Source organism: Adonisia turfae CCMR0081, from assembly GCF_011009555.1.
GTDB classification, from domain to species: domain Bacteria; phylum Cyanobacteriota; class Cyanobacteriia; order Phormidesmidales; family Phormidesmidaceae; genus Leptothoe; species Leptothoe turfae.
Genome location: NZ_QXHD01000003.1, coordinates 173,986 through 200,689, shown reverse-complemented (window position 1 = coordinate 200,689; position 26,704 = coordinate 173,986). Strand labels below are relative to the sequence as shown.

The window sequence follows — 26,704 nt, the reverse complement described above, 5'->3', positions numbered from 1 at the left end:
GGCTAATTCATAGCAAATAACTGTACCGATTTGATAGACTTGCCTCTTTGGTTGCTTTGTTGCCAGATCTCTCGATACTGTTGTTCCTCGATCTGAAGTTCAGTTTCCAAGGGCGCATCCTGGTTCCGTGAAACGGTTTTTATCACCAAACAGGGTTCAAACTGACCATAGCGACGGGATGTCTCTAATGGTGCAGACTCATTATCTACACCAACATGTTGCAGCCTGAGGCTGCGCCGGGGGGCGTCTAGCAATAGCCAGTAGGGATATTCAAAGGAGATATTTTCAAAGACCATGCCAATGTTTGCACAGCTTTGGTTGTTAATCTCATTGGCAGCGTTAGTGTAAATTTCTTCTAACACTAGCTGACTTGTAAAATACTGGCTCGGGCGTGATGCAGCAAAAATATTGTTTTCACCCGTTAGTGCTCGAATGTCGTTGCTCAACACCCACTGAAATGAAAGCAGTACCAGGAATATGCTTAAAATATTAGCAACCCTGCGATTGAGGGCATTGCCAATGACGGTGCCTACTAGGGCTGCAAAGAGAACAAAAATGGGTAAATGTAGGCGACAGCGTGACGTGGACCAGGTCAGTAGCTGACAAAACAGTAGAAAGGTCGCTGTTGTGGTGAGCCAGTATAAAAATAACTGCCGTCGCTGTTGTAGGCGGCCATTGATTAGCAATAGCCCAGAAGAGGCCAGAATAATCAGCAAGTGTAAGGGATTTCCTGCTTTGTCTTCATTAAACGAGATGCTAGGCACGTAGAAGCGCGTTTCCTTTGCACTTGTGATCAAGGGCTCGCTAACATCTACGCCGATAATGTTGTGAAAGATGGTAATCGCTTTTTCTGTGAGTCCCGTGGTTGGTGTAATAACGCTGTCTAAATGCAGATTTCTAACAATGTCAGCATGGAGAGCCAGGTTGCGTACTACGTTAGAAATCAGATATGTTAACCCAAAAGCGGCTCCGGTTTCGTCTCCAGGGGACCCCAACGGAGTGCCAAATAGGCCAAAGTTGCGTAGATAATGCCCGGCATTGATGGCAATGGCAATGGCAAGCAAGCCGATCATGGGTTTTACCATGCGTAAACCTAGATTTTTGATGCCCCACAGCAATAGCCAGATGCAAAAGGGAAAAGCATAGATATAGGCTGTACCCTTGGTGAGAATTGCCAGGCCCAGGCTGGTGCCTAAACACACCAGCAGCAGCGGTTTTAATCCTTGCCGCATGGTCACCAGGGCAAAGTAGACAAAACAGACTATCCACAGGGTTACTACATGATCATTGTTGGTGCTTGAGCCCTGTAGTATTGCCATGGGCATGGTGCCAGCAAAAATTGCGGCCAAAATTTGACCGTTGCGTTTTGCCCCCAGCTCCTTAGCGATTAGGGAGACCCCCAGCATGGAGCCGATCATGCTGATCCATTGCACAGTGTTACTGAGACGGTCGCTGTGGCTGAGGATTTGGAGATGTGCGATCGCAAACTCAGACCAAGGATTTTGATAAAGCTGAAAAATATTGTGGCTAGGATAGTGGGCTACACTGCCATTCTGCATCCAGTGCATAATGCGACTGAGATGGTACTCCATGGAGTCAGAATGGTTTGGGGCCGCTAAAACAGCCGTAGCACCGATTGCTAGCAATGCCAGGGTCATCCCGATGGTCGATAGCTTGAGTGTTACCGGCAAATCGATAAAAGGATAGGGACTCAACCATTGTTTAGGTGCGGTTTTGAGCAGCCTTGGCCCATATGCTTTCCATAGGAAAAAGGTTGTGCCTGCTGTTACTATCAGCCAGGACAGCGTTAAAAAGATAACGTTAAATCCTCGAACCAGGCTCAGAACTTCGGTTAAAACGGTGACAATAATTCCCCAGCACATCAGCGCACCTAGCAGTGCTTCTCGTTTGAGCTGAAAAATCTTTGAGTTGATCAGTATTAACAAGATAAGACTTGCTATGGGAAGAATAGCTAGCATTTTGAGTAGATCAGGTGGGTTAGAGCTTAACTAATGCGCTGAGGAAGCTTTAGGGACTATTCCATTCCACTATCCTACCCATAAGTAGCAGCGCGTGAGCTTCCTTGCCAATGAGCTTACTGTAGGTTACTTGACAGAGGATTAAAACATTAGAACGCTATTTTTTGTTACGGAATTGTGTTGCAAGAAATATTGTCGCACTTGGCCAACCGTTGAAGATTCCATAGAAAGATAGACTCTCTACTCAGGTGGGGAGTTGGATGCTTTTGCACTTCAACCGAAATATTGACTGTCACTGATGAAGGAAACCTTCGTAAGCAGATACTAATGTAGTACCCCCACTATGACTGTCCCTTGCAAACGGTTGCTTAATGTTGGTTTTTTAACGTTACTTGCGCCAGTCGGTCTAACAGTGGCCTTGGTTGTATTACATTTGTTAGGGGCTGTTAACGCCTGGGTTTTTCCCCTGGTTCAGGTAGGGGCGTTTTGTCTATTTGGTGGCACTGGCTGCATTGTAGCTGCTCAGGTTCTGAGTAGAAGGCCGGTGCCGGTTTCTAGACCGATCAACCATCAACGACGGCGGCAGCTGTGCTGGGGGTTAGCAATTTTGCTTTTTAGCCTTAACTTTCCACCCTATCTGCTGGCCCACCACATGACCCATGTGCGTTCACCGGGACAGATTGGCCTCGGTGTACCGAAGCCCAGTCATTCCCAGACTCCCTCAGATCGGGGGGTATTCTATGGCACGCGCACTCTTCCCATTGGTCAATCCAGGTGGCTAGAAACTTGGGAAATTCCTGCTCAAACTGCGGTGCCTAGAGGAACGGTGATTCTATTCCCAGGTAATTTGGGCACTAAAAGCAGTCAACTGATTCCGCCTGCCCAGAGCTTTGCTTCCCTGGGGTTTAATACGGTTTTAGTGGATTTTCAAGGGGTGGGCGGTTCCAGTGGCAATACTGTGACCCTGGGCATTGCAGAAGCTCAGGATGTTGTCACTGTTTTTAACGATGTAAAGCATCGAAATGTTGTTCAAGGGAATGGGGATTCGCCCATTATTCTCTATGGTGTTTCCATGGGTACGGCGGCGATTTTAAGAGCGATCGCAACCCATAACATCATCCCCGATGCCATCGTCCTAGAATTACCTTTTATCCGTCTGATTGATGCGGTGAAAAGTCGGTTACGCCACCACAAAATTCCCACAGACCCGACGGCAACCTTACTTATTTTCTGGGCTAGTATCCAGCACGGTATCAATGGCTTTAGCCATAATCCCATCAACTATGCCAAAGCCGTTGAATGCCCCACCCTGGTTATCCATGGGGCGCAGGATAAATGGACTCCGGTTAGCGATATTGAAGCATTGGTGCACAATATTCCAGCTACAAAACAGTTAGTGGTGTCCGCAGATGCTGGTCATCATCAGTTGATCGGTGTGGATCGTCCGCTGTGGGATGCCAGTGTTAGTAATTTTTTGAAGGCTATTTAAGACGATATACCCAATAGCTGCCAGGTTTCAAAGATTTCTTCGAGGTTAATTTAAGTTAATTTAAATTTCTAGGGCTGTGATGTCGCCAAGGGCCATTCCCTTGTGGGTGCCCTGGGATAACCTAATGCTTACTAAGTGCGAGAGTTGAAGGCGGCATAGGGAGATAAGGGCGGTACTTCCCATTGGGCATACCAGTTACTTAAATAGGGGATGAGCTCTGCCGCTAGTGTGCGATAGTTGTCTCGGTTGGGGGCGGCTGCAAGTTGTTCGGCAATGGTTTGTCCAACTGCTTGTAGGTCAAAACCGGTGGGTGTGCCTGATTTTAAGACAACTTTGCCATTAACCAGAACCGTATCGACATCGGTGGCTTTGGCCCGCATCAGCATGACATGGAGGGGATTGGCCTCAGGAGACACCCAGGGCCAGGTGATGCGATCGCAATTTACCAACACCACATCGGCCCGATAGCTAGGGGCAAGTTTGCCAAGCTGTTGCTCTTTGCCCATGAGCTTAGCACTGCCTGTTGTTGCCAGCTGAAAGATATCGCCATAGCCAGGGGCCGGGCTATTAATTTGAGGAGACCGCTGCAGCCGCGCCGCTAATCGCATTTCAGCAAACATGTCCTCATCATCGCCAAGGGTAGTGCCATCCATGCCTAACCCGACGGTGGCCCCACCAGAGAGCATGGCTGTCAGCGGAGCCATGCCCGCCCGCAGCCGCAGATTAGAGCTGGGGTTGTGGCTGACCGCAGCTCCAGTTGTCGCCAAAATTTCAATGTCAGCTGGTGTGAGCCAGACGCCGTGGGCAATGGAGAACCGAGGGCTCAGTACCCCCAGTTGGTTTAAGTGAGCAATCACAGATTGACCATAGAGACGCGGCCCCATCAGTTTTTCATAGAATGACTCCAGGGCATGGGTTTGGACATGGGTATCTAAGCGCTCAGCAGCATCCACCATCTGCACCAGTAACTCATCGCCTACCCATTGGGGGCCTGGTGGACCAAACCAGATATCAATGTGGGGGTGAGTCTGATACTGTTGAACAAAGTCGGTAATCAGCTCTATGTGCGCTGTTCTGGATAAGGTCTGTACCATGGGCACCAAGGTTTGCAGCCGCTGTCTTAAGTCTTCTGGCAGACTGGTTAAAAAGGCGTCATCTTCACCATGGACAAACATATTTTCATAGCGAATGCCCGGCGTTAGGGCGACGCGCATGCCAGCTTGCCCATAGGCGGCCAGTCGTCCCTCAAGATTGTCCCGACAGTCCTGGGCGGTGCCACCAAGGCTGGCCACATCGACAACGCTGGTTACCCCGCTCTGCAATAGCTGGGCAATACTCAGTAAAGTTTTAAGTTTAGGATCTTGCGATCGCAAGCCAATATTGGCAAACAGCCACAGTTCTAGAAAATCATCGTTCACACCCTGGAGAGAATTGGGCACCCCATTACTGTGGTGGTGGGCATTGATTAACCCCGGCATCACAGCAAACTTATCAGAGCCAATCACCGCTGCCTGGGGATAGGTCGCCTGTAACGTCGCCCAGGAATCGACCGCCACAATAGTATCGTCCTGGATTGCGATCGCGCCATCAGTTAGCGTAGTCTCACCCGTAAAAACCCAGCGACCTCGAATTAACCGAATATCTGTCATCGTTGCCGTCCACTTAGAAAACCACGTAAAGCAACAATTTATTTTGAAGCTTTTTTGATGTTTGTCAATTAGTTCAGACTAGGGTGCTGAAAATCTTTCTGTTGCTTAAAATTCTGTGAATTAATTAAATTTTTGCTATAGCAAGTGATACAAGGGAATTAATGCTGAGAAATGCTGCTTTTTTACCATGACGACCCAGTTTGATCCAAATATTCATGCTCAACGGGTCGATACCGAAGTCGGCGCAATCGGGTCTATCCTGCAGCGTCTGGGACAGACCATACAGCGTGATCAGCTAGTGCAAAAGACGACTGAGGACCTGCGCACCTTTCTACAGGTTAATCGAGTCGTTATCTATTATTTTTACAATCAATGGGAAGGCCAGGTCACCTTTGAAGCCCTAAGTGCCGGGGAATTCTCTATTTACGGTTCGACCGGGCCAGACCAATGTTTTAACGATGAGTATGCTGAGCTTTATTTGGCTGGTCGCATCAGAGCCATTGAGGATATTGAAACAGCCCCCATTGAGCCTTGTCACCGTGACTTTTTGCGACACTTGCATGTGCGAGCCAATTTGGTAGTGCCCATTTTGACTAATCAGGGGCTATGGGGTTTGCTCGTGGCCCATCACTGTCAAGGTCCCAAGACCTGGTCAGAGATGGATGTTAAACGTATGCAGGCAGGCGCTTTAACCCTGGCCTCGGCTCCTTCTATTCAGGATCATTGAGGGGGGGCTGTGGCCAGGAGCGACGGCTGGTTTCCTACGGCAGATCACGGATGACTACTGATCGAGCCCTGAATGCTACCTTTAAAGCACCCTCTGAGCGGTGGCCCCCATGGAAGTTCTATACCGAGAAGGCCAAAAGGCAGATAGCAAGATTCTGGCTGAACTAGAGTATATCGCCTCGGATGGAGCCGTCGAGTTTCTTTTCCACGATTTGGTGCCAGGGGTTTCCGCATTGCAGTTTGTCGCATCTAGCCTGGAACAGGATGTGTATCCTCACTCTTATCGCAGTGCCATTGTGGCCGAATTGAATCACCACGTCATTGGCATGGCCCTCTCATTTCCGGCCACCTATCATCAAATTACCCCGGAAATGCGTGACTTTTTCCCAACAGACCGGCTTGAGCACTTTCAAGACTTTTTCTCGGCCCGAGTGGACGGCAGTTTTTTTCTTGATGCCCTCTGTGTTTTAAAAGACTATCAGCACAAAGGGATCGGCTCCCGGCTGCTTGAGCTCACAAAAGCAAAAGCCCAAACAGAAGGCTATAACAGTTTAAGTCTGATCGTATTGGCAGATAATATCGGGGCCCAGCGGTTATATCAGCGCCATGGATTTGAGAGCGTCAGGCCCATCGAACTCCAGCCCCATCCTCTGATTCCACACCAGGGAGGGTGTCTATTGATGAGGGCTAACCTGTAGAACTCAGTTCGGATCAGCAATGCCCAACAAATTATCTGATAATGTTGTGCTTTTCCCTCTTGATGTTTGTGAACGGTCGAGCATAGAGTAATGCAATCTTCCAAACGACTATGTATCCATCTGCTAAGTCATTTTCGATTAACGTTTGAGCACCAACCGGTCGAAGGATTACAGGCAGATAGATATCAGTCGTTGATCGCTTATTTGGTGCTAAATGCGCAAACACCCCAGCCGAGGGCGCAGCTGGCCAGTGTATTTTGGCCAGATACCACCGATAGCAAAGCAAAAACGAGTCTGAGGCGAGAACTGCATCGGCTGAGACAGATTTTGCCAGATGCGGATCAGCTACTGGCGGTCACACCCCAAACGATTCAATGGCGACCTCAATATTCATTCTGGTTGGATGTGGCGGCATTTGAAACCAAAATTGCCCAGGCGGCTGAGGCGGTGACGGCTCCAGCCAAGGCCGAGAGTCTCAAGCAAGCTATTGAGCTGTATCAAGGTGAACTACTCCCCACCTGCTATGACGATTGGATTGAACCGGAGCGCCATCGTTTGCATCAGCTTTTGATCAATGGGTTGGCTGACTTGAGTTCGGTGTTAGCTGAATTGGGAGAGTATCGGGATGCGATCGCAACTACCCAACGCTTACTCCAGCTAGAACCCCTGAATGAGTCGGGCTATCTAACCTTGATGCAGTACCATGCCCAGCAGGGAGAACGAGCCAATGCCCTACAGGTGTACCACCAGTGCATGACGCTGCTGCGGGATGAAATGGGCATTGACCCCAGTCTAGAAACACGCCAGTTTTATGAACAGCTGCTTTTAGATGAAACACCAACACCCACCCCTAGACAGGCTGAGCCATGGTCGGGTCAATTGACTACTGAGTCTGTGGCCATCGGTGCTCCCAAAACAAAACCACAAATCGACTGGGGAGAAGCTCCAGATATTAGTTTTTTCTATGGCCGCTCAGAGGAGTCAGGCCAGCTATGTCAATGGATTGGCCAAGACCAGTGTCGCCTGGTGACTGTGGTGGGGATGGGCGGCATTGGCAAAACGTCCCTGGCGGCCAAGGTGATTCATGAGCTGCAGACAAAGTTTGACTTTATCATCTGGCGTTCGCTGCGTAATGCACCGCCGCTAAATGGGTTGCTAGAAGAGTTAGTGCCGTTTATATCTAACCAGCAAGAAGCGACCTGTTCCCTGACTCGATGGGTGCATTGGCTACGGCAAGCGCGATGTTTACTGATTTTGGACAATGTGGAAACCCTGTTTAAGGGGGGAGAACGGGCGGGTCAATATCGTGAGGGCTATGAGAACTATAGTGAGCTGGTGTCAGTTGCCGGTCAGACTAACCATCAAAGCTGTCTGTTGCTAACCAGCCGAGAAAAACCGGCTGAGGTGGCCACGATGTCAGAGGCAAATCCTGCGGTGCAGGTGTTGCAGTTAGAAGGTTCGCCGGAGGCGGCACTGGCTCTGATTGAAGCGAAGCAACTGGTGGGTAGCCAAGATGATAAAAAACGGCTTTGCGATCGCTACGGCCACAGTCCCCTATCGCTGCAGATCATCAGCAGTTCTATCCGCGATGTGTTTGATGGCGATATCTCCCTATTTCTAGAAGAAGACACCTTGCTCTTTAATGGTGCACGAAAATTGTTAGATGTTCAGTTTGACCGTCTCTCTCCCCTGGAACAAACGGTCATGACCTGGCTGGCGATTAATCGCGATTGGACCACAATTACTGAACTCAAGGCGGATATTTATCCGTCCTGCCATAAGACCAAATTAATTGAAGCCATCGAATCGCTCTGTTGGCGTTCTCTAATTGAACGACGGGGTAATACCTATACCCAGCAGCCGGTGATTATGGAGTATGTCATCGATCGGCTGATTGAACAGATCGGTGAGGAATTAATTGATCCTGAGTGTTTTAGCAGCCAGCCCCTAAAATCTCTGGCAACAGTCACCTATGCCTTAATTAAAACGACTGTCAAAGATTTTGTACGAGAGAGCCAAGAAAGGCTGATCTTACAGGTTGTTGCTGAGCAGTTGAGGCAATCGTTATCGCATCCAGAACCGGCTATTCTGGACCATCTCAAAATCCTGCAATCACTTCAGAAGCAAGCCACTGGCTATAGCGCTGGCAATCTGATTAATCTTGCGTGGGCCCTGGCTATAGACTTTACGGAGTTGGATTTATCAAGACTAACAATTTATCATGCCTATCTACAGCATGTGCCTCTGCAACAGGTTGACTTTTCCCATACTGTATTTAAAGAAGCGGCATTTAATCAACCCTTAGATCCTGTTGCCAGTGTTGCCTATAGTCCTGATGGCTCACTTCTGGCCACCGGTGAAGGAGATGGGCGAGTTGTTGTCTGGCGAACGGTTGATCAGAGACCGATCTTGATCATAAAAGAAGCGTCAACCAGCTGGGTGATTGCTGTGGATTTTATCCATAATGGTAAACACTTAGCGACTGAAGGCAAGGCTGGAGAAATCAATATTTGGGATGTCGCTACAGGCCAATTGATTCAGGTGCTAAAAGAGCATACAGGTATTGTCTGGACCATAAATACTAGCCCCACCGATAATTTGCTAGTGAGCGGTAGCCTTGACACTCATTTGATCCTGTGGGATTTAAACACCTACAAACCTCGACATCGATTAACCGGACATACTCAACAGATTAATGCAGCTGTCTTTAGCCCAGACGGCCAACAAATTGCCAGTGTTAGCGTTGATAAAACCCTGCGTATTTGGGACACCCAAACGGGAGACGTGATCACTGTCTGGCATTGTGAAACTGAGCCTAAATGTGTCAGTTTTAGTCCAGATGGGCAGTATTTGGCTATTGGTGAAAATGATGGCAGTATTCGCATCTGGAATTGGCAAACCCGACAAATTGAACTAACATTCCAAGCACACAAATATTGGATCTCATCCGTGGCGTTTAGCCCCTGTGGTCATTATCTTGCTAGCGGTAGTGCTGATGCTACAACCAAGTTATGGAACCCGAAAACCGGCCAGCTACTGCGCATTGCAACCGTTTATACTAGCCTCGTATGGGCCCTGGCATTTAGCCCCGATGGTCAACAGTTGGCCGTTGGCAGCAATGATCACACCATTAGACTATGGGAAATACCCCAGAAACGTCTTTTCAAGGCATTGCAGGGCTTCTCCAGTTGGGTGAACTCAGTGCGTTTTCATCCTAATAAACCTCTCTTAGTGAGTGGCAGTAGCGATCACAAGGTGAGACTTTGGCATGTAGAGACGGGTGAGCTGATCAGCACATTCGAAGGGCAGAGTGACGCCGTCTTAGGGGTGGCGGTCAGTCCCGATGGCAAGATGGTAGCCGGTAGTGGTGTTGAGAACACTATCAGTCTATGGGATGTGGCAACAGGTCGGCTTTTGAAGATGCTGCATGGGCATGATTTTGCCGTATATTTCGTAGAATTTAGCGCCGATGGTCAACTGCTGTTGAGTAGTGGATTCGACCAAACAGTGCGCCTATGGGATGTGCCCTCTGGGCAGGTGATTAAAACCATTGAGGCCCATGACGGTTGGGTATTTGCAGCTCGCTTTAGCCCGGATGGTCAATACTTTGCCAGTACGGGTATGGATGGTGCCATTAAACTGTGGGATACGGCAACGGGAGAATTGCTCACTGTTTTGCAAAGTCAAAAAACTGCCACCTGGACGTTAGGGTTCCATTGTGATGGTCAACTGTTAGTGATCGGCGGTGATGATGGCACAGTACAACTGTGGAATCCTAAGACGGGTAAGCTGCTAAAAACTCTGCAAGGGCACCAGTCAACTGTTTGGGCGGCTGATTTTAGCCCGGATGGCAGCACCATCGCCACGGGTGGCGACGATCAGACGGTTAAGCTTTGGGATGCTAACACAGGCAAATTGTTACGGATTCTAGATTTACATCATGGACGTGTCAATTCACTATCCTTTACCGCCGATGGTCAAATACTGGCCAGTGGCAGTTCGGATCAAACGATTCGATTTTGGACTGTTGCTACGGGTGAATGTTTGAAGACGCTGATGGTGCCCAGACCTTACGAGAATATGAATATTACCGATGTGCAAGGGTTAACCGCTGCTCAAAAAGAGTCTTTGAAGGCGCTGGGAGCAGTTGAGAATTGATTTAACTGAGACGCATTAGGGACGTGTTAGAGACATCTGCTTGATTATCTTTAGGATAGTTGAAAAACACGTAACGGTTTTAACTATCTCACGCCTCCATCATGCTGACGCGAATCATGATCCATACTGGAGCCCCTTCAACATTGCTGAGTTGCCCAACTGGATTCGGGCTGGGCAGTTTTGTCTATGTAGTGAAAGCCCCTATGTATTTGGCAATCATGTTGCCATTGATTGCTGGTTAGAAAATCTCTGGGCTAGCTAGTGCGCCTGGACTCTGGTGATCAAACTCCATCCCTGGATGATTCTGTGTGATATGAAGAGTGTCGTAGACTAGCCGATCCTCAACGCTCAGTTATCTTGGTCTCTTGGTCTGATTTACCTTGTTATGTAGCCTAATGGATAAAGTTGAGCTAAGCTTTAAAAATAGATCATTTCAGTCTGTTAGCCCCTGTATGTCTAGTCAGATAGATTATACGACTTAAACTTGTTTGGATAAAATAGAATGACCAAGTAACAATTCCTAACAGTTTAAATCCATCTTCAATCAAAAAATTTTCTCCATCTCTTAACCAATACCTTCCACCATCTGGCAGTGGTATAAGGTGATCGGCAACTAGCGAAAAGAACAAGAACAATAGAGCCAGAAAAAGAAATTTGTAATTGGTATTTAGAATTATCTTGCGAAATTTGAGCAAGGAATATATAACTGCACTTCCATAAGACAAAGGCAAAAGCATCTCAGCTGTGTTATAGGAAAAAATATTTTCTAATATTTTCGGAACAACACTCTCATGAAGTAAGAGGCCATCATCTAGCATGAGTATCAAGCTAATCAAACCGAAAAATAGAAAGAATAAGGAAAATCCTCGTTCTCTTTTTTTGTAAGATAATATAACTGCGCTAAATAAACTGACTGATGCTGTCGTGCACCATAGAAAGATTCCAAAATTTGAAAGCAAGCCATAGTATGGAGGAACGTCTGTAAGCGTAAATACATCTCGCAATAATAGTTCTGGTGAGATCAGCGTTTGCAACCATATTACAACTATTAAAGCAATAACAAATAGGTATATTACTGCTAGTATCAAACCTGATTTTATTGACGAAAAAAACTGAAAAACTTTTAACGTAAACATTGTTTCTTAAATACTGTTGATTTCACATGATTTCTTCATCAAGGATGCTCAAATACAAACTATCAGAGAAAAACTTAGAGAGTCTTTAAGTTTAAGGACTCTCTATTCTTGAATTCTTAGTGGTTAAAACCTTGTCTAAGGTACTTCTAAGAATGTGCAAGTCAACTTGCATATCATGATATTGATTGACAAAGTTTTCAATATTAAAATTATCATCTATCACACAAGAGTAGTTGAGGCCTAAAACCTGACTCAGGTAATAGAAACCAGCCTTTCTATAACCTCCATAAAATAATTCAACAACCTGTGTGCCGGGATTACACCAAATTAGATTAGTTAAGCCAGCACCATGGGGGGCTACAATTATTGATGCTTCTTGGTATAGGATAATTTGCTCTTCAATACTGCGATTCTTATCTTCCACAGTTTCGAATTCAAAAATATTCTCAAGTAAATCCCGGACCTCTAACTCATTTGCAATAATTCGTTTTCCTCGTCTAGGTAGAAATAGTCGCCTACCTGGACTATTGACAGGAATCTGTGGGAGAAATTTTTGACGTAGCAAGCTAATATCATGTGGACTAATTCTATTTATCTTAGATTGATTATTTGCAAGTATCAGAGTTTTGGTTTTTATTTGAAAATTCTTATTTCTTGTATCAATTATTGAACTTTCTGGAATGTTCAGGTAACTTAAATACTCTCGCTCATACTGAGTATTATACAATGGGTAGCAAAGTCTAGAATCTTTCCATATGTCTTTCCCTAAAGCATGCTCTATTCGGCATAATTTACTAAGTATTAATCCAACAAAACCAAAATAGCTAAATGATGTGGGATGTGACCAAGGCGCTACAACCATTGGGTATTCAACTGTATTAAATTTCCATGGCAGTTCCTTATATCCAGAAACATTTCCATAATCTAAATCAAGGAGTAGTTTTTGATTTAGAATTGCGATTCCTGAACTAGTTAGACTAAGGTTCTTAATGGTGCTATTTTCTGTTATTTTCCAAACATAGCTAGGTTCAAAATATATATTGTTTTTATCAACATTATGAGGCTCTTTGAAATCATCTAAGCTCAGTAGCTTTGAACCATCAGTAGATTTTATATCGGCTATGTTGATCTGTTTATTATCTTTTTTATATATAATACCCTCTTTAAGAATATCGATGCTTTGATTTCTATCTAAGGCTTTTCTCCAAAGTAAGCCAAATATAAAAATCAGAAATTTGAAGTATAGAATTTTGATTCTTGAGAGTATGATTTTTAGTCTTACGATTAAAATTTTCATATATCTATTTAACTAGAATATAAGTTGTTAACTGACTTTGATATAGGCACTTTATTAAATAAAATAGAATGAAGTATTTAGGCTTAACTTTACCTCTTATTATCGAGCTAAAGTCACGCTTTTCGATGCAAGGCTGAGTTGGCTAGTGTAGATATATATATATCCATAATAAAAGCCATAAAAGCAATGGGAAACATCCAAATAAGCTTGAAAAAGCTATGGTTATTTAAACTTTTAAATCGTCTATATAGAAACCAATTTGGGATCACCCATCTACCCATTGACGATATTCTTGCTTGTACTAAATCTTCTACCCAATCTGGATTAAACTCATTATTTCTTTGTATTTTTAAGCTCAGTTCTTCGCCAATAAAATTGCTTGACTTTAAGTAATCAAAGACGAACGAATTAACTGTGTCAGAAATAATTAACCATTTCTCATGACTTAACAACTTTTTTAAGTCTGTATATGCTTGAAAAATATGCGAAGCATCTTTAGCACGGACAACGCGTTTGAAGTTCCTAGAAGTTGTTAACATATCAGTAACAATCATCTCCCAAAGATAACCATCATCCATTTCAACACCTAAAGGTATTGTGATACGGCGAAGCATAGGTGCACGAGCACAGTAAAGTTGACCACAGATCCAGACTTCATCATCTGCAGCTCCAGATACTCCTGAAGCTAAAGCTGATAAATGCTCAATCAAGTTTCTATTTGATTTTAAGAGCACATCTTTTACAGGTTTATCTGTGGAGATATGCGCATCAAAATTGGTCTCTAGGGCCAATATCAAATTTCGGAGAGCTGTTTCTTCAATAAATTTGATATCAGCATCCATCAAAATCAGATAATTAGCCACAGAATTAGAAAATTCATGGACGTAGGCATTCCAGGCCCGTGCTTTGCCTGCTAAACTAAGTTCACAAATTTTCCAAGAAAATTGTTTTTTAATAGTTTCGCTGAGTATAAGTTTTTCCAATGCCGTCTGTGCAACTTCTTGGGTATTATCAGTGCATCCATTTGGAACAACAATAACTTCGATATCCCAATCTAGTTCTGAATCTTTAAATATAGATTGATTAGACAATGATTGCAGAGTCTCATTAATTAAATTAGCCTCATTATAGGCTAGGATTCCAATACTAATATTCAACTTCATGTCCGCTACTCCAAGAGTTACATTAATAATTCAATTTTGTAGAGATTACTTTGGATAACTTCTAATTACTGAGGTAAATAAAAAAGGGAAGCAAATGAAATCCGGCTTTCTCACTATTGCTTTTTTGTTGATCAGTCATAGCTTCTTCTTCTTCTTCTTCTTCTTCTTCTTCTTGTATATAGCTGTTGTTATTTGCTTAAGACAAAAAAACTCAAATATTGTTCCCGTTTAGTAGAGTAGAACCTTGAATTGTTTATACTCGAGAGTCAAATTTGATTAACCCTAAAGTCATGGCTTGTGTCATTATCCATCCAAATCGGCGTGCAGAAGGATAAACAAAACATATAACGTAATCTGCTAACCCGTAAGAGATGACTGTTGCTAGAGCAGCTCCTACTTCTTGATACATGGGAATTAATAAAGCATTGAGAGCTATGTTTGCTATTGCACCAAATACTGTAAAACTAAAAGCAAACCAAGTCAGTTCTTCTGTAGTAATCCAAATTTCCTTGACATAACCCAAAAAAAGAAACATAGATGACCAAATATGAATGGACAGAACAAGACCTGCAGCACTATATTCCTGGCCGAACACCAAAACTACGAGGGGGGTAGCTAAAAAGGTCATAGGAATTGCAATGCAATAAACTAACAAGGCTTGCAAGTTAGAAAGATTTTGAAGTTTTCTGTAGTAATCTGTCTCACTTGTTTTTTTCGCGGAAATAATCGATGGTGCTAGAGAACGTACAATCATTGTTGAAGCAAAGGGCCAAAGTTCTGAGAGTCGCACAGCTGCCGAATAGATGCCAACAGATTTCTGATCTGAAAGCTGACCAAGCATGACTTGATCAATTTTCATATAAACCACAATTGCTAGTGTTGAAAATGCTAGAGGGAAGCTAATGCGCAATAACTCTTTACCAATAGTAAAATCATATTGCCATGCAAAAATATTATGTCCTACCACTTGAAAGACAAAAATAAAGCCAATTATATTGAATAAGCTTTCAGCAACCACCAACCATGCAAAGAATTCAACAGGTGCTTCTGCTTGGAGTAGTGTAATTCGTAGTATTGTAATCAGGATGAATATGCAGTTCTTTGCCCAAATTGTATACTTAACCTCAACTTGAGATTGAAACCAAGTCTCGATAACATTAAATCCACTAACAAGGGATGCCCCTGAAATTATGATGACTAATTTGCAAATCAGAGGCTCATCATGTTTAAGAAATAGAATTGAAAATGTTGCAATGCAGAAAATCGCTACGCTAGAGATAAACTTGATTGTAGCAGCTGTCCCTAGTATCTTTTCTTTATTTCCAGGATCAGTAACAAGATCGCGAAAAACAATTTGATCTGAAGCAAGTTTTGAGAGAGGAGTAAATAAGCCCACAAAAGCAAGGGCAAAATTGAAAGCGCCAAACTGTTCAACGCCTAAAAATCTAGCTGTCCAAGATAGGGTTATAAACCCGATACTCATCCGGAATACTTTTTCAAATGTTAGCCAACCAATATTGATTAAAATTTTTCGTTGGTCACTTTTAAGCTTACCCGAAAGAATCTTGGCTAGTTTATCTAACATAAACTTTTATTACCTGTAGAGTCGTATTTTTCATTGCTTTTGCATAACTAATAACTAATCTTAAAATCCTAGATTTTACTAATCCTCTCTTGTAAGTTTCGAATTATCAAAGAGATAACACCTTTTGGTACTTTTCTAGTGCTGCTTTTAAAGAAAAATCGGATGCACGCTTTTTGAGTTTAAGAGATTCGGAAGGAGAATGAATAACGTTTGTGATAGCTGATGCAATTCCCTCTATATCAGCAACTTGAACAAGACTTCCATACTCACCATGAGCAAGTATTTCTGCAGGACCACTTTTACAATTGGTAGCGATCACAGATGTCCCCGCTGCCATTGCTTCTACTAAAACGTTGCCAAACCCTTCCCAAGCAGACGTAAGAATTAAGGCTGTTGCTTTTGCCATGTAAGCATAAGGGTTAGAAACAAATCCTGGAAAGTCAATATCATCAGCAATGTTGAGTGTATGTGCTAGGGCTTCTAAGGCAACTCTATCTTCTCCCTCCCCTAAGATAATCAATTTTATTTTTTGTAATTGTCGGGCACGAGCAAAAGCTCTTAGCAAAGATGGATAATCTTTTTGCTCAGTCAATCGACCAACTGCAAGAATGACAGGTGGCTCTCCTGGTTTTAACCAAGGATGTTCGACTGATTCTTGTAACTTAGTTGTTAAGTCATCAGTTAAAATAGGGTTATAGATAACGTCTATTTTCTCCTTAGGAACACCAATCTGCATTAGATCAGCGGCAACTCCTTTTGAAACAGCAACTACCTTGTCAGCCCATGGATAAAAATAACTTACCAAAGTAGGTGTTAGTTTACGTTTCAGTTGGGTTGCATGTTTGGCTTCAATAGATAACTGATTATGAACTGTGACAACTGACTGCGTCCTACTTCCTGCTAGGCGACAAGCCCACAGCATAATAAAGTTTGTGTCTTCCAGTGCAGATATTAAAGCTGTCGGAGACTCTTTACGAATATATCGAATTAAAGTTGGTAAGCTCTGAAAAAGCTTCGATTTATTGAAGTTTATCAAATTGATATTGGATGGTATTTGAGCAAGGTAAGGCCCCTCTGCTTTGACAAGCAATAAATCTACATGAATGCCTTTTATAGCAAACCCATAAGCTAAATTGAGCATGACACGCTCTGCACCACCACCATCCAGAGAAGATAGAAATATAGCTAACTTATTCATTACAATTTCTACAAAGTAAATATACACAGCAACTAACTTAAATTAAAAAAATAAAGATAGGTTTTTTAAAATATTTTTCTAAATTAAAATAGGAGAAAAATATAGTGGTGATTATCATCTTATAGATACTTTATTTGATTGTATTAATATGCTTTCTATTTTAAATTCTTTAGAAATATATATCTCAAAAAGAACTCTGCAAAAAAATGAGTTAACTCCAAAAAAATAAGAAAGTATTTCCGATTAACTATTAGATATTGAGGCCCCTTCAGTTCCCCAAAATTAGAGGAGACTAGACACAAGACCCATTTTCGGCAGTTTGGGATAAATACTGAGAGCTTAAAAAGCTTGTTAATATCTTACAAAAAATGAATTCATCTACGTATATGTATGGCTAAAAGTATGGGCAAAAATAGTTTCTACCATTTGATTTTGAGCCAGTCTTTACAGATAATGTCATTGACAGGATCATTTGGCTTTTTAAACCACATATATGGAGCAGCAACACTTTTTGATGAGTAAGAGTTTAACCATGCACCCCACCATGAAAAAGTACTATTGGCAATAATGTTATGTTTACACTGACTCATGAGATATAAGTCAACTAAAGGATTTTTCCTAGCTTGCTCTAAATCACAAAAGCTATAATCACTATCAGAAAAAACGTCTCTGCACCATTTGATATCATCTGAGAAAAAGTAAAACTTAGGATTATTTAAATTTTTTCTAAATAGATCAATAGCTTTTTTATAATAGGTGGGAGTACATACATCAAAAATGCTACTGTTTACATAGTCACCTCTTCTCACATGAACAGAAACAGAATTAGAGTTATTAATAAGATCGCACACTCTAATGCTCTTATTATCTAGCTTTAAATTCGAAAACTTTAAGTCACGTCGAATTTGATGTTCATGACCTTTAAAGTACTTCTCATTTTGGAAATAACCAAATAATGTTGTATTTTTTGGGAGTTTAAAAAAATCATCATAAAAAGAAAATTTATTCTTCTCAAAAAAAACAGATTCATTAATCCATAGATAAAAGTTTTTATTTAACATCAATTTTCGAAATATTGATGTCAATAATTCAGACTGTTTCGCATCTACTTGAAAGTACGATAGTGCATAGCCTCTCCAATTTTTAATGCTTTTTGCAGTTGGTTTATCGATAATTAAATCAGCATTATTTTCTAAAGATAAAGCACGTGCTGCTGAGTATTGAAAAAGTTGATTGCCAATGCCACCACTTAAAATAATTCTAACCATTTTGTGTATTTCTATGTCTTTAAAAAGATAGGATATAAGCTTTTTATCTAGTTATAAAACAGTCAATTTTCTAGAGAGCCTATTGCAATTTTACTGCTTTATAGCTACATAGGATTTAATGATTTTATTTGCTATCCTGAAAGAGGAACTGAATATCATTTGTGACATACTAATACTGCCTCAATATGATGAAAGAATAACTAATATATGTATACAAGTTGGCTAAGATAATTCAGTAAATTCATGTACTAATGTTTGATTCTTTTGATTTCCTAATTGATTAAATGTATCGTTATGTGAAATGAATCTTGAAAAAGCAAGCCCAACATAAATGACCCAAAAGATTGAGTTATGTTCTATTAAAGTACTTTCAGTTTGGTTATAAAAGAGAATAAATGACACATATAATAATGGCCAAAGCCCTTCCGATGTCTGATTTAAGCGTGCTGAGATAATGGCACGTCTTGTAATACTCAATAAGCTAAACCCAAATAATAGAACGCCCCATAGGCCAAATGCCAGAATCAATTCAAAAAAACCGTTATGTGAGTGGGGAGGGACATAGGTAGTGCCATATGCTTTAGCAATGTAGGCTGACTCTCCATCCAACCCTGACCAAAAGCCCATATAGCCGTAGCCTAACCAGGGCCGTTCCTGAATCTTATCTATCAGGGCCGACCAAATGATTGTCCTTCCTGATAAAGTTGGGTCGCGTCCTGCAGATGTGATTAGACTTTCATAATTTCCTACTATGAACAGTATGAAGCAGGCTGTAATCAAAAAAAGCGTTAGTAAAAAAGGGATGGCTTTTGTCCCCTTCCACCAACAAACTTTATAGAATTGCTTCAAGACTATTAAAAGAATAACTAACCCTAATGCAGTTTTAGATGCTGTCAGGATTACTGACACTATGAAAAGCGCTAAAGCACCCAAAATTATATAGCGTTCCTTATTATTTTTTGGAGTGATAGCTAGACAAACTGTTGAACCAAGGACCATTAATCGAGCAAAAAGATTTTTCTGCTCAAAGGGACCACGCCAGGCACCAGCATGGACTCCGGCTTCTATGGCATTTCTAGGGAAAGCCAAGCTAAATAGGAGACTGGAAATACCTGTGATACTTAATGAAAAAAATAAAATTCGTAATTGTTCCTCTAATGTAAATCTTGACGCAAAGTAAACTCCGAATAAATAGGTCTGAAAGAGAGCTAAAGAGCTACGTTGAGTTATATCTGGTAAGGGCGACCATAAAAATGAGCAAAGTATTAATATGATTAGTCCCCAAAGAAATATGCTCCTCACAAATACACGAGTTATCTCTTGCCAATGACTAACAACTAATATAATTACAATAAGAAATATAGTGTGCTGTATAAGAGAATTAATAGGTGCCAAAAAATTTGAGCCATAGCTTGAAGATCCTAACTCTCCTTCCGAGCTTCGAAATAGACTATTCAGTCGAAGTAAATTTGTAAAAAATATTATTGAAAACCCTGAAAAAATGTACTCTCTAAGCTCAAAAGCTCTCTTTATTATTTTAATAGATGAAAGCGAAATAATAAGTCGTGATACTCGAAACCAAATCAACATAATACTGGCAAGAAACTGTTGCCATGAATTAATCAAAAGATATCTCATTACATTACCCTATCGCTTGAGGTGATAATAGAAAGATCTCACGCAAAGATCTAAATTTTCGAGAATATTTAGTGTGGATCTATAATCACCGATTCTTTCCCTTAAAGAGCTATCTCGCTCGCCCAAATACTTATGTTTATTGATGGAGATCCCAAATATCTTATTGGCATACTTACGGGTCAGTGGAAAGTTTTTTCTTAGCCAATAGGCTGTTAAAATTTCAATCTTATTCTTAGTAAATTGTTTTTGTTCATCTTCTCTAAGTGTATATAAGTTGTTTCCATGTATTCGTTGTAGAGCAATTTTTTCTAAAAGAAAATAACCTGGTGTCGAAACAAAAGCTGCACATTTTATATAGTCATCACTGGTAATTCTAATTTCTTCTGGCATTGGAAGAATATTAGTTAGTAAAGATCTCTTAAAACAGAGGCCAGATGTGGCTGTTCCATTTAAGGGGATTTTGCATCCTACCTTGCCCCGATTAATATGATTTCTAAGGTCATATACGCCAGATTTATTATTCTCATTAAAGAGGGCATAAGTTTTTTTGTCTTTGAGAACTACTAGATCTTTATCTGTAAATTCAAGTGCGTGAAAACACCAGCCGATATTATGATTATCTTCAAATATTTGAATTATCTTTTCAACTTTACCAGGCAAAAAGATATCATCTGAATCTAAAAATAATATAATTTCTCCTTTACTCTTTGAGAAACCTATGTTGAATGCTGAAGCTTGACCTGCATTATCTTTAAGTATGGAAATTACGTTCTCATCATATTTTTTGATGATATCTCTAGAATTATCAGTAGAACCATCATCTACAATAATGATTTCAATATTTTTATATGTTTGGTTTAAAACACTTTGGATAGCATCTTGTAAAAAGTGTCCATAGTTATAATTGTTAATGAGAATACTAACTAGAGGTCTATTCATTATGAGGAATTAAAGAACTAAATATCTACAATAGTAGTCGAATATATAACGATGACTAACGCTATATTTTTAATCAAGTAATAGCGTTAGTCTAGAAAAGATTTCGCCTCACACTTCCTGTTTGTCAGTGAATCTTTCTGCAAAGCCAAATAGCTGTGTAGTTAACTCAAGTTGTAAATTTTATGTTTATTTTGACTAGGTTTTTGATGTTGTTTATCTACTATCTTAGAATGCTTTTTATAATCTAAATTTCTTCCACAATTAACTACTAATCCCAAAATATTTTTATTTATCTTCTTGAGCATATTTCTTGCAGTGACTGCTTGCGAGCTATTAATCATTCCTAATCTTGATACTAACAATATTCCATCTGTCATACGACTTAAAGACAAGGATTCAGGATATTGATTGAGTGAAGGAGTATCAATAATAATTAGATCATATTCTTTCTTAAGATGCTGAATCAATTGATTCATTCGCTCAGAACCGATTAATAGAGAGGTATCAAGACTAGAATGACCCGCTAGAAGAATATCTAGATTTGAGTTTATCTTTTGTTTTACGTTTTCCCATGTGATATGTCCTAAAAGAAAGTTTTCTAGCCCTTCAGAAGAAGATTTTTCCCAAATTTTATTTTGGGAAGGATTGTGAGAATTACTATCAATTAATAAAACTCGTTTTCCAAGTTCCGAAATTGCGGCAGCTAAGTTTGCTGCAATAGTAGATTTTCCCTCACCATTTAAGAAACTTATAACTGTAAAAGTTTTGAGAGAACTATCCTCTATTAAATCTCTTATTTTGTCTCTAAGCCCTCGGTAAGCTTCTACAGATATTGGGTCTAAATAAGATGTCAGTGATATTTCTAAAATTTCTGCCACATCTATACTTGAATTAATATCTAAGTTATAAGGATATACCCCTCCTGAACCGAATGGTATTTCGCCTAACAATGGGTAATTTAAAAGCTGGCTGAGTTCTTTCCCAGTTCTCAGCCTTGGATCTAGAAGATGACAGACAAAAACTGTAATTATATAGAGGAACCCACCGATAAGAAAACCAATGATGACTATTGTTTTGCTTCCACTGGAAACTGGGTTAAGGGATATTACAGCTGGGCTGATAATTTCTGCATTACCAATGTTCTGACTTTCGATAATTCTAGTTCTTTGAAGGCTTGTGGCTAGAGTGTTGTAAGCTATCTGAGCATTGTCTAATCGTCGAACTAATTCTGTATACTGTTGTTCTAATCTTGGAATTTCTCTAGTCCGTAGATTTAGAAACTCTAATTGCTCCTCTAGAAATGCTAATTCATCAAGTAAACCCTGACGATTAATCTCTGATCTAATTAAATCGGCTGATAATTCTTTTTGCAAATCACCTGCTTGGAGAATTTGGCTAGATACCTCCTCTGAGCGCCCTATGACCTCGAATATGCGATTTTCTAACTGAGTCTCCAGCGCTAATCTCCTATTTTCCAAATCGATAACAATAGGGCTTTTATCGGTGAACTCAGCACGTTGGATAATCAACCGGTCTTCAACCAGCTGGAGTTCAGAAAGTACTTTCTGAACTCCACTATTCTCCTGATTTAAAATATTTAAAGTTAGTGCTTCATTTATATCAAGATCAACGGCACTTTGAAGTGCTGAAATTTGACCTGTTATCCTAATAAGCTCTGCCTTGATAGTGTTCACCCTATTATTTAAACTGCTAGTCTGACTGATAACTTCTGTAGACTCTGCATTAGGATTAAGTAGAATATTTTCTTCTTTAAAGCGACGGACGGCGTTTTCAGCCTCAAGGAGTTCAGCCTCAGCTCTAGGGAGTTGTTGATTGATAAAATCTCGAGCAGCAGCGGCCCCTGCTCGATTAGCTTTTATATTATTGTCAACATAGTTTTTCATAAGAGTATCGACAACAGACTTTGCTTCTTGAGGATCAGTACTTTGATAGCGGATTCTTAAAACATCTGTGCCAGGCTCATTCTTTACACTTAAATTTTCTATAAAATCTTCATAAGTCAGTGGTTGGCCATCTACATCATTTAGATTGGATACTTGAATGGTTTTTTCAATAATAGGATTCGAGAGTAGAATCTCTTTTTCGGTATCTAGTGGAGTCGTTGTATTAGAAAGAGATTCTAGAGTTCCCAGCTCAGTAGTATTTTCAGCAGAGACTAAATTAGGTGTTGGATCTCTCTTTTTAAGCAATAGTTTGCCAGAAGCTTGATAGATATCTTCGCTATTAATTAGTGTAATAATTGATAATATAATTGGAATATTCCAGATCAAAACACCAGGCAACCAATACTGCCTTAAAATTCGAAAATATTTTTGAAAATCTATATCTTCAGGATGCATTTTTGATTCCATGGTAAGTCAGTTAATATATAAAAATAAATCATACTTTCTGTTTGATTAAATAATTAGTAATTTAGCCAAACAGACAAAATCCAATAAATTCCACCTTAGGACCTAAGGGTTATAGAGCTACTATTAAGTAGCTATCTAGTTATATAGTTGATGGAAAAATGTGGAAAATTCATCATAGTGATAGTTAATTAGAAAATCCTATTTACCAGATCTTTAAGCTTACTTTATCTATTTTTAAGCTATCCGAGTGCTTTAAAGAAAGAGCACAAACTGTGATTTTCATTGCTTTAATCTCTGGTGTTTATCTGTAGTCTATTAGACTATCATTATATGATTTTGTTCATATTTTATGTTTTTTCTTAGATATTGACAGCTTTATTTTCTACGATTGATTTATATTGCTCAGGAACGATTTCTAAATTTGTAATCTTGCAGTAGATTTCAAGTAAAGACTTAACGTAGTTCTCTGTACTCAAGGACCGCACGGATTCTCGAGCCTGATAGCCCATTTTCTTTCGAAGATCTGCTTGACTAATTAAAGTTGCTATTGCCTCTGTAAGATTTTTAATATCTCCTGGATTCACTATGATGCCATTGACACCACTAATGACAACTTCAGGAATTCCGCCAACAGATGTAGTCACTGGAGGTACACCAAAGGCCATGGCTTCTAACAAAGCCATGGGAAGCCCCTCATTATAAGATGGGAGTAGAAAAATACTAGCATCAGCTAACAGCTGGTCTCGTTGAACTGTATTGATCCAACCCAGTAAATTCATATGACTGTAGATATCGAGACTACGGGCTAATTCTAGAAGCTCCTCATTGTCACCTGAACCTGCAAAAATCAAGCGTGCTTGTGCTTGTAATTGCGGTTGCAATTGACTAAAGGCATGTAATAGATCAAAAACTCCCTTACGTTGATTTATCTTTCCCAGGAATACGATTTTCACTCTATCTGCGTTTGTTCGTTGTGGAATCTCAACTGGAAAATTGACAGGATTTTTGAGAACGAAACTTTTTTCAGGATCTAGGCTACAGTGTTCTATATACCAAGATTCCCAGCTGTCAGATAAACTGATGAGAAAACTCCTTTGAACCCCCCAATCAACCAGTGATTTTGCCAGCAAAGGCAACCGATTATAAAACAAATGAAACTCGCTACCATGCGTATGTAGTAGCACAGGTTTTTGAAAAACGAGAGCTATGGTCATGAGGATCAAATGACGTGCAACACTTCCTCTTTCAGAAACGTGAAGATGAACCAAATCAACCTTTGTTTTGAGTAGTTCTCTTAGAAATATAAGGACAGATTTTGAAAAGATCATAATTGTAGCCCACAGAGATGGTTTGCCTGAAGAACCATCCCAGGTGACAACATGCTTTAAATTAGCGTAAGGAGATATGCCTTTAATAATATGTTGCTGAACCGAACCCATTCCTCCCTGTTCTTCTAAACTAGGGCCAGCTATTAAAATATTCATGTTTTCTCGTATGTAAAAAGACGTTTACAAAGAAAGCTGTTGGAGGTAGAAGTAAATTAATAGCAGGATGCCGACCAGTGCAACAATACTAAAATCAATAGGAAACTAGACCGACATCAAGCGATTGAAGGTTATCAGTAAGCATGAAAGAGTAAAGAGCACTAGAAAGTACTCAACCCATGAGACACGAGAATATGGTGAGTATTTCATTATTGTTCTATGTGTCCAAAGGTAACTACTCAGACTCTGGATTTAACTGACAAGATTTCAAAAACACTTAAATGGTACATATTGTTCTTACTAGCATGAATAGAAAACTATCTTTCGCAATAAGAGATCCATTTTTGTGTTTAAATGAGAATCTTCTCCTGTAGAAAAATAGTTGCAAAGATCTCTATGTAAGACTTTGACTGATTTTTCTACGGACTCAGCAGTTACCATTATTTTTCGCAACGAAAAATCTATTGGCTATTAAAAGATTGAGTCATGTTGTATGTCTGTTTTGTAATGTCTCTTATGAATGTAGACCGTATGTGAGTGCCGCAACACAAACGATTCTGTCAATCGTCTGTTGTATATTTTACAGATGACTCTGTGCAAAAAATGTGATGCTTGAGTATTCTTCAAGCTTAATTGAAATAAAAGGAGGATGCGTACCTTTATGTCTTGTAGCAAGTATACGAATGTAATACTGCCAGACAGAATGTGAGCTAGTAACTTTATATAAATCTCTTAAAGCAACCTTGATTTTTAAAGTCCTGTTAAGCTTGACTTAACCTTCCATTAACCTCAGCTGAACGAAATACCTATAGAAATACACTCTAGTACAGCTTCAAAGGTCAGAATTGGGATTTTCAAGAGTGTTGCATTATGTTGTATGGAGCCCAGAAAAGTTTCATGCAAAAGAAAAAGCCGCAGTCAGTATTTTGGAGAGCTAACTGAGTAATGTCTTCAATAGACTGCCCAGTAAGGCTTTCCCTCTTTTTTTAGCATTGTACACAAACTCAAATCGTCTATTGATTCATTATCTCAAGTTTGGAGAGGTACCCATTTCTGACTAATTCATCCCCAAACTTGCCAACGCCAAAATTTTTATCCAGGGAAAACGCTGGTTGATTTCACAGGTTGCATTAACATCCTTGATTTTTTTGACTGGAGCTATCTACCTGTTTTATTTCGGTGCTGATGATTGGATATCTAAGGTGTTGGTTAATACAGCGATCGCATTTTCCACACCCTCCTCAGCCCGAATTTTCTCACCCAATGTCTCAGCATTACGTCGCATGGTTTGGTTAGCAACCAGATCATGCATGGCCTCAGCCAGCTGGCTGGTGGTCAGCTGTTTTTGCGGAATCGGCTTTGGCCCCACACCCAGGGTATAAATTTGTTTGCCCCAAAATGGCTGATCGCCAAAGAAAGGACAAATCAGCGTGGGACGTCCGGCTCGCAACCCTGCGGCAGTTGTACCCGCACCACCATGGTGGATGACAGCTGACACTTTTGGAAACAACCAGTCGTGGGGGGCTTGATCTAGCTGAAAAACTGTTTTAGGTAAGTCGCCCGTTTGCAGGCCACCCCAGCCCGTGGCCAGAATACCCCGTTGATGGGTGGTCTGTAATGCGTCAATAACAACTTTAGCCAGTCGCTGGGGCTGACTGCCAGAGATACTGCCAAAGCCAATATAGATGGGTGGTGCCCCCGCCTCCAGAAATGCTTTTAAGTCATCTGGTGGCTGCCAGCTATCGTGTTGATCCAAGAACCAATAGCCATTAACATGGACAGAATCTGGCCAGTCGGTTGGTCGGGGAACAACATATTGGCTATAGCCATGGAGCACGGGAATCGGACTGCCATCCGCCCGGTGCAACAGGTCCATACCTTTAGGTTTGGGCGGTAGCTGCAACACCTTGCGGCGAAATTCATTG

General features: G+C 40.9%; 17 protein-coding genes. 4 read left to right on the top strand and 13 right to left on the bottom strand.

What is annotated here, in order from left to right; genetic code table 11:
- Nucleotides 1-2 precede the first annotated feature (2 nt).
- Nucleotides 3-1,979 (bottom strand): ArnT family glycosyltransferase, encoded by a 1,977-nt coding sequence (locus DXZ20_RS01665; protein WP_163696006.1) that lies wholly within the window; start codon nt 1,977-1,979, stop codon nt 3-5.
- A 343-nt stretch (nt 1,980-2,322) separates the two neighbouring features.
- Between DXZ20_RS01665 and DXZ20_RS01660 the strand changes: the two genes are divergently transcribed.
- Complete coding sequence (locus DXZ20_RS01660) at nt 2,323-3,468, top strand: alpha/beta hydrolase (RefSeq protein WP_163696005.1); 1,146 nt, start codon at nt 2,323-2,325, stop codon at nt 3,466-3,468.
- Between the two features lie 131 nt (nt 3,469-3,599).
- On the opposite strand, the gene DXZ20_RS01655 is transcribed toward DXZ20_RS01660, so the two are convergent.
- Nucleotides 3,600-5,117, bottom strand: coding sequence for an amidohydrolase family protein (locus DXZ20_RS01655; RefSeq protein WP_163696002.1), 1,518 nt, complete (start codon nt 5,115-5,117; stop codon nt 3,600-3,602).
- A 187-nt stretch (nt 5,118-5,304) separates the two neighbouring features.
- On the opposite strand from DXZ20_RS01655, the gene DXZ20_RS01650 reads away from it, so the two are divergent.
- The 3 genes from DXZ20_RS01650 to DXZ20_RS01640 all read left to right on the top strand — a co-directional run bounded on the left by DXZ20_RS01650 (nt 5,305) and on the right by DXZ20_RS01640 (nt 10,699).
- On the top strand, nt 5,305-5,844 hold the full coding sequence (locus DXZ20_RS01650; RefSeq protein ID WP_250565554.1) for a GAF domain-containing protein: 540 nt from the start codon (nt 5,305-5,307) through the stop codon (nt 5,842-5,844).
- 109 nt (nt 5,845-5,953) lie between these two features.
- The gene (locus tag DXZ20_RS01645; RefSeq protein WP_163696000.1) at nt 5,954-6,541 is read left to right on the top strand and encodes a GNAT family N-acetyltransferase; all 588 of its coding nucleotides are present in this window, start codon (nt 5,954-5,956) and stop codon (nt 6,539-6,541) included.
- A 90-nt stretch (nt 6,542-6,631) separates the two neighbouring features.
- On the top strand, nt 6,632-10,699 hold the full coding sequence (locus DXZ20_RS01640) for a WD40 domain-containing protein (protein ID WP_163695998.1): 4,068 nt from the start codon (nt 6,632-6,634) through the stop codon (nt 10,697-10,699).
- 428 nt (nt 10,700-11,127) lie between these two features.
- On the opposite strand, the gene DXZ20_RS01635 is transcribed toward DXZ20_RS01640, so the two are convergent.
- From DXZ20_RS01635 to DXZ20_RS01585, 11 genes are all read right to left on the bottom strand, one after another.
- Complete coding sequence (locus DXZ20_RS01635) at nt 11,128-11,835, bottom strand: DUF8692 domain-containing protein (RefSeq protein WP_163695996.1); 708 nt, start codon at nt 11,833-11,835, stop codon at nt 11,128-11,130.
- A gap of 91 nt (nt 11,836-11,926) precedes the next feature.
- Nucleotides 11,927-13,132 (bottom strand): glycosyltransferase family 61 protein, encoded by a 1,206-nt coding sequence (locus DXZ20_RS01630; protein ID WP_163695994.1) that lies wholly within the window; start codon nt 13,130-13,132, stop codon nt 11,927-11,929.
- A gap of 113 nt (nt 13,133-13,245) precedes the next feature.
- Nucleotides 13,246-14,295, bottom strand: coding sequence for a glycosyltransferase family A protein (locus DXZ20_RS01625; RefSeq protein ID WP_163695992.1), 1,050 nt, complete (start codon nt 14,293-14,295; stop codon nt 13,246-13,248).
- A gap of 253 nt (nt 14,296-14,548) precedes the next feature.
- The gene (locus DXZ20_RS01620; RefSeq protein ID WP_163695989.1) at nt 14,549-15,880 is read right to left on the bottom strand and encodes a flippase; all 1,332 of its coding nucleotides are present in this window, start codon (nt 15,878-15,880) and stop codon (nt 14,549-14,551) included.
- A gap of 106 nt (nt 15,881-15,986) precedes the next feature.
- Nucleotides 15,987-17,078, bottom strand: coding sequence for a glycosyltransferase (locus DXZ20_RS01615; protein WP_163695987.1), 1,092 nt, complete (start codon nt 17,076-17,078; stop codon nt 15,987-15,989).
- Nucleotides 17,079-17,497: 419 nt separating this feature from the next.
- The gene (locus tag DXZ20_RS01610) at nt 17,498-18,346 is read right to left on the bottom strand and encodes an alpha-1,2-fucosyltransferase (protein ID WP_163695985.1); all 849 of its coding nucleotides are present in this window, start codon (nt 18,344-18,346) and stop codon (nt 17,498-17,500) included.
- 222 nt (nt 18,347-18,568) lie between these two features.
- A complete protein-coding gene (locus DXZ20_RS01605; RefSeq protein WP_250565553.1) occupies nt 18,569-19,984 on the bottom strand; it encodes an O-antigen ligase family protein in 1,416 nt (471 codons plus the stop codon).
- A gap of 9 nt (nt 19,985-19,993) precedes the next feature.
- Nucleotides 19,994-20,923, bottom strand: a complete 930-nt coding sequence (locus DXZ20_RS01600; protein ID WP_163695984.1) for a glycosyltransferase family 2 protein — start codon at nt 20,921-20,923, stop codon at nt 19,994-19,996.
- Nucleotides 20,924-21,084: 161 nt separating this feature from the next.
- Nucleotides 21,085-23,295: a GumC family protein gene (locus tag DXZ20_RS01595; protein ID WP_163695980.1), complete on the bottom strand. Its 2,211-nt coding sequence runs from the start codon at nt 23,293-23,295 to the stop codon at nt 21,085-21,087.
- A gap of 359 nt (nt 23,296-23,654) precedes the next feature.
- The gene (locus DXZ20_RS01590) at nt 23,655-24,779 is read right to left on the bottom strand and encodes a glycosyltransferase family 4 protein (RefSeq protein WP_163695978.1); all 1,125 of its coding nucleotides are present in this window, start codon (nt 24,777-24,779) and stop codon (nt 23,655-23,657) included.
- 1,171 nt (nt 24,780-25,950) lie between these two features.
- Nucleotides 25,951-26,704, bottom strand: a 754-nt coding sequence (locus DXZ20_RS01585) for a glycosyltransferase (RefSeq protein WP_163696566.1), incomplete at its 5' end; no start/stop codon positions are given.

Excerpts from the sequence above, each read along its gene's own strand:
- DXZ20_RS01665 (WP_163696006.1), bottom strand. The coding sequence starts at position 1,979 with ATGCTAGCTATTCTTCCCATAGCAAGTCTTATCTTGTTAATACTGATC.
- DXZ20_RS01660 (WP_163696005.1), top strand. The coding sequence starts at position 2,323 with ATGACTGTCCCTTGCAAACGGTTGCTTAATGTTGGTTTTTTAACGTTA.
- DXZ20_RS01655 (WP_163696002.1), bottom strand. The coding sequence starts at position 5,117 with ATGACAGATATTCGGTTAATTCGAGGTCGCTGGGTTTTTACGGGTGAG.
- DXZ20_RS01650 (WP_250565554.1), top strand. The coding sequence starts at position 5,305 with ATGACGACCCAGTTTGATCCAAATATTCATGCTCAACGGGTCGATACC.
- DXZ20_RS01645 (WP_163696000.1), top strand. The coding sequence starts at position 5,954 with ATGGAAGTTCTATACCGAGAAGGCCAAAAGGCAGATAGCAAGATTCTG.
- DXZ20_RS01640 (WP_163695998.1), top strand. The coding sequence starts at position 6,632 with ATGCAATCTTCCAAACGACTATGTATCCATCTGCTAAGTCATTTTCGA.
- DXZ20_RS01635 (WP_163695996.1), bottom strand. The coding sequence starts at position 11,835 with ATGTTTACGTTAAAAGTTTTTCAGTTTTTTTCGTCAATAAAATCAGGT.
- DXZ20_RS01630 (WP_163695994.1), bottom strand. The coding sequence starts at position 13,132 with ATGAAAATTTTAATCGTAAGACTAAAAATCATACTCTCAAGAATCAAA.
- DXZ20_RS01625 (WP_163695992.1), bottom strand. The coding sequence starts at position 14,295 with ATGAAGTTGAATATTAGTATTGGAATCCTAGCCTATAATGAGGCTAAT.
- DXZ20_RS01620 (WP_163695989.1), bottom strand. The coding sequence starts at position 15,880 with ATGTTAGATAAACTAGCCAAGATTCTTTCGGGTAAGCTTAAAAGTGAC.
- DXZ20_RS01615 (WP_163695987.1), bottom strand. The coding sequence starts at position 17,078 with ATGAATAAGTTAGCTATATTTCTATCTTCTCTGGATGGTGGTGGTGCA.
- DXZ20_RS01610 (WP_163695985.1), bottom strand. The coding sequence starts at position 18,346 with ATGGTTAGAATTATTTTAAGTGGTGGCATTGGCAATCAACTTTTTCAA.
- DXZ20_RS01605 (WP_250565553.1), bottom strand. The coding sequence starts at position 19,984 with ATGAGATATCTTTTGATTAATTCATGGCAACAGTTTCTTGCCAGTATT.
- DXZ20_RS01600 (WP_163695984.1), bottom strand. The coding sequence starts at position 20,923 with ATGAATAGACCTCTAGTTAGTATTCTCATTAACAATTATAACTATGGA.
- DXZ20_RS01595 (WP_163695980.1), bottom strand. The coding sequence starts at position 23,295 with ATGGAATCAAAAATGCATCCTGAAGATATAGATTTTCAAAAATATTTT.
- DXZ20_RS01590 (WP_163695978.1), bottom strand. The coding sequence starts at position 24,779 with ATGAATATTTTAATAGCTGGCCCTAGTTTAGAAGAACAGGGAGGAATG.